A 3650-nucleotide genomic window follows, 5' to 3' on the forward strand; every position below is an offset into this window, starting at 1 on the left:
TTTTTTTTCCTTTAATTACAATTAGTAAGTAAGAAATAATTTCTATTTTGAAGACCGTTTTTTGCTACTTTCTAGGTTTTCCTGCATCAGAGCGTTTCCCGCGAACTCTTCCATCCTTATTGCGATCTCGTGGTTGAGTGCCTCCACCAGGTTTAGGCACGACAACGTGTGAGTTGAGTGGTCTGCGATCTGCCATTTTATTTTTCCTTACTGTGCGTAAACAAATAATTTCCAACGAATATTCCCTTGTGAAGGAGTGTGTTGGTGGTGGTTTTGTGGAGGTATTGTTTTCCCTCCTGCGATTGTTACTTCTTTATCGCAGCCGGTGCATTTGTAAATCCCTTCAAACTTACACGTATCCCCAGGTTTATATTCGGTATCAAAGGCTGGGTTGGATGTTACCCCTGCTTCCTTGATTTGGTTCTTGTTTCCTGCACGAACTAAAGCCATTTGTAGCCTCCAAGCATATCTGTTTTACGCACACTTGCACTGTGCATTGGTGCATGTTACAACAAGAGCCCTGGTTGCACAAGTGCACAGTGCTGTTGTGCAAGATTATTTTTTATTGTAATATGTCCTTGGTAACGGTGGTCCAGATGGTTGCCGGGTTACGGCAGAACATAAGGTGAAATAAAAATGCAGCAAGATCATGAGCATGATGATGACTGCCGCATTCAGTTTCGAGACGATTGGCTATACCAATTTTATAAATACGGTAAAGCCAATCGAAAGATACCAGCAACGATAGATGCTTCATTGAAGCGCAAGCTGGATATGCTGAATGCTGCTGATAAAGTCGGAGATTTGCGATCCCCACCAGGGAATCGGTTTGAAAATCTCAACCCTCCATTGACAGGGTGTTCATCTATAAGGGTGAACGAAAAGTACCGCTTGATATTTAAGTGGGGTGAAAACGGAGTCGAGGACTTGTATCTCGATCCACATGATTACCGATAGATAACAGGTCGTGGCTGTTATCTTATAAAATCAGTAGGTGAGGCGTTCCCTCACCTACATTAAAACGTCATTAAAAGAATGATTAATAATATAAAGCGACGTAACTACATTTAAATTTAAGATAATCACTAATCGATACATCTGGTAATAGACGAAATACTTATCTTCCTCATCAAACAGAGAGAAGTAAAAATTCAGGAGTAAAGCATGTCCCAGGCAACTAGAAAACCATCAACTGTAGGGGATATTATTCTTTATGAATATCTCGAGCCGAGTGGTTTAAAAATCAATGATTTAGCTGAGATGCTAAACGTGCATAGAAATTCTGCTAGTGCTTTGGTTAACAATAACAGAAAGCTTTCCACCGATATGGCTTTTAGGTTAGCTAAAGCATTCAATACTACTGCTAAGTTCTGGCTTAATATACAGCAGTCTGTTGATTTGTGGGAGGTTACTAGTAGCCCTAGGTTACAGGAAGAAATAGAAAGAGTAACTCCCGCTCATGAACTTATAGAAAGAAAGCATCATGCTGATGATTTGGTAAGAAAACATGCAATTGCATGATTTTTTTTAATAAATAAGTTATACCCACAAAAAAGAAGGCTTCTCTAACAGGAAGCCTTCTTTTTTTGAGGGGGGGAGCAAAACCCCGTTATCATTTTCTTTTTACGATCTTCTTGAGATCCGGTTTCGGTACGCGTAATCTCTTGCTCTGTAAACGAAAAAACCACCCTGGCAGGTGGTTTTTCGAAGGTTAGTTAATCCTGGCAGATTCTCTAACCGTGGTAACAGTCTTGTGCGAGACATGTCACCAAATCTGTCCTTCCAGTGTAGCCGCAGTTCGGTTTCCACTTCAAGAACTCTTAGCATATATCTCGCACATCAGTTACCAATGGCTGCTGCCAGTGGCGTTTTGTCGTGTCTTTCCGGTTTGGACTCAAGTCGATAGTTACCGGATAAGGCGCAGCGGTCGGACTGAACGGGGGGTTCGTGCATACAGTCCAGCTTGGAGCGAACTGCCTTCCCGGAGCCGAGTGTCAGGCGTGGAATGAGATAACCGCGGCCATAACAGCGGAGTGACACCGGTAAACCGAAAGGCAGGAACAGGAGAGCGCACGAGGGAGCCATCAGGGGGAAACGCCTGGTATCTTTATAGTCCTGTCGGGTTTCGCCACCACTGATTTGAGCGTCAGATTTTGTGATGCTTGTCAGGGGGGCGGAGCCTATGGAAAAACAGCCCGGCGGGCTGTGGCCTTTTCCCGTTTTTCTGCATGCCCCTGACTTCTTTATCCTTCCCTTTTTATTCCCACCGCTCGCCGCAGTGTTGGCTAGCGTAGTCTGTCAACGCGAGGAAGCGGAAGTGCATCTGAAGCTGATGTGTCGCACGGTCATCGCGGGGCTTTAGTTGACGATGCAAGATAGGCAACGTGTTCCCGTTTGACGTCATTACATGCCTTCATCCGGTGACGTGTTGTCGACCCTGCCGCTGGCTCTCATGTGGGACAGGATATGTTTTGTAGCACCGCCGTTGGCGACGCTACAAAACGAGGGTGACGGACAGGAAATGTGTTGTCATTACCGCCGGTGTTCCTGGCGTTGACAACACGCTGGTCAGGGCGCAGCCCCGACACCCCGAATCTCCCCTATACTGTGCCAAAAAAAGGAGGTCTCTATGGCATGGCACAGTGTGGCGCAGGCACAAGCATTGACCGGCAAAAGTCGGCGTACGCTCTACCGCGATATGGCCGCAGGTCGCGTGTCATGGCGTACTAATGCCTATGGACGCCGGGAGTTAGAAACCACGGAATTGCTGCGTGTGTACGGCGAGCTGCAACCCGCTGGCACGAATGCGCGGCACACGGTGTCACACCCCATTGGCACAGAAGATCAGGCGGTATTACTCGCCGAAATACGCGCATTACGGCAGGAGGTCGCCGATCTGAAAGCGGCGGTCTTGCGTCTGGAGCACCACCCGGCCCCGGCGGAACCGGCGATCGTCAAACGGTGGTGGCAGCGCTGGCGCCGCTGATCCCCACTGCCGCGCCGCCGGCTTGGCCAACGCTTCACGGCCGCGCAATGAATTGCCCGCCCGTTCACCGTTTCTAACATTCATTGGCAGAACGGCAAAAACACGCGATTCGGTGGCGTTTCCCTCTGAAACTGATCTCTGCACACTGGGCTGCATAACCATTCACGCTGCAAAACGGCCTGTATGCCATTTTGCGGGCGTTTTAGCGGAGAAGTGAGGGGGTTTTGTGGCTTCCGACTCAGAAGCGCGCTGAGGGCGCCTGAGTCGGTGCGGGAAACGGATGTTATGGTAAATACCGTAGATTAACAGTAACAAAAAAGCCGTCCATAGACGGCTTTTTTGTTACTTCGTCTTTGTCATAACAACCAATTCCCATTGGATGTCACCTGGTACATTGTGCTGCCTGTGATTCTGCGGAGGCAATGGATCATCTTTGTTGCATGTCACTTCATCGCCGCAGTTAGTACAACGGTAAATCCCCGAAGCCGGACATGTATTTCCTGGCTTATAGTAATAGCGCCATACGCTACCTTCTGGTTCGGTTGTTTTTTGTAAAAACCTTGCAGTGCTATCAACATAAAATGGCATTTTTTTTCCTTTAATTACAATTAGTAAGTAAGAAATAATTTCTATTTTGAAGACCGTTTTTTGCTACTTTCTAGGT

At 47.2% G+C, this 3650-nt stretch carries 5 protein-coding genes; 3 read left to right on the forward strand and 2 right to left on the reverse strand.

Annotated features, from left to right (window positions below; translation table 11 throughout):
* Positions 1 to 207: 207 nt before the first annotated feature.
* Positions 208 to 450: a protein L gene (locus tag AC2CGQ_RS24710; protein WP_484593923.1), complete on the reverse strand. Its 243-nt coding sequence runs from the start codon at positions 448 to 450 to the stop codon at positions 208 to 210.
* A 186-nt stretch (positions 451 to 636) separates the two neighbouring features.
* On the opposite strand from AC2CGQ_RS24710, the gene AC2CGQ_RS24715 reads away from it, so the two are divergent.
* Positions 637 to 957, forward strand: a complete 321-nt coding sequence (locus AC2CGQ_RS24715) for a type II toxin-antitoxin system RelE/ParE family toxin (RefSeq protein ID WP_484593924.1) — start codon at positions 637 to 639, stop codon at positions 955 to 957.
* 207 nt (positions 958 to 1164) lie between these two features.
* Complete coding sequence (locus AC2CGQ_RS24720; RefSeq protein ID WP_484593925.1) at positions 1165 to 1521, forward strand: HigA family addiction module antitoxin; 357 nt, start codon at positions 1165 to 1167, stop codon at positions 1519 to 1521.
* A 318-nt stretch (positions 1522 to 1839) separates the two neighbouring features.
* Here AC2CGQ_RS24720 and AC2CGQ_RS24725 read toward each other — a convergent pair whose 3' ends face one another.
* Positions 1840 to 1953: a replication initiation protein gene (locus tag AC2CGQ_RS24725; RefSeq protein WP_484593926.1), complete on the reverse strand. Its 114-nt coding sequence runs from the start codon at positions 1951 to 1953 to the stop codon at positions 1840 to 1842.
* 676 nt (positions 1954 to 2629) lie between these two features.
* On the opposite strand from AC2CGQ_RS24725, the gene AC2CGQ_RS24730 reads away from it, so the two are divergent.
* Complete coding sequence (locus tag AC2CGQ_RS24730) at positions 2630 to 2986, forward strand: entry exclusion protein 1 (RefSeq protein ID WP_484593927.1); 357 nt, start codon at positions 2630 to 2632, stop codon at positions 2984 to 2986.
* Positions 2987 to 3650 lie beyond the last annotated feature (664 nt).

The sequence above is a fragment of the Serratia sp. DFXYC6 genome, from assembly GCF_057196085.1.

Bases quoted from the DNA above. Each gene is read 5' to 3' on its own strand.
- AC2CGQ_RS24710 (WP_484593923.1), bottom strand. From the start codon at position 450: ATGGCTTTAGTTCGTGCAGGAAACAAGAACCAAATCAAGGAAGCAGGG.
- AC2CGQ_RS24725 (WP_484593926.1), bottom strand. From the start codon at position 1,953: ATGCACGAACCCCCCGTTCAGTCCGACCGCTGCGCCTTATCCGGTAAC.
- AC2CGQ_RS24715 (WP_484593924.1), top strand. From the start codon at position 637: ATGCAGCAAGATCATGAGCATGATGATGACTGCCGCATTCAGTTTCGA.
- AC2CGQ_RS24730 (WP_484593927.1), top strand. From the start codon at position 2,630: ATGGCATGGCACAGTGTGGCGCAGGCACAAGCATTGACCGGCAAAAGT.
- AC2CGQ_RS24720 (WP_484593925.1), top strand. From the start codon at position 1,165: ATGTCCCAGGCAACTAGAAAACCATCAACTGTAGGGGATATTATTCTT.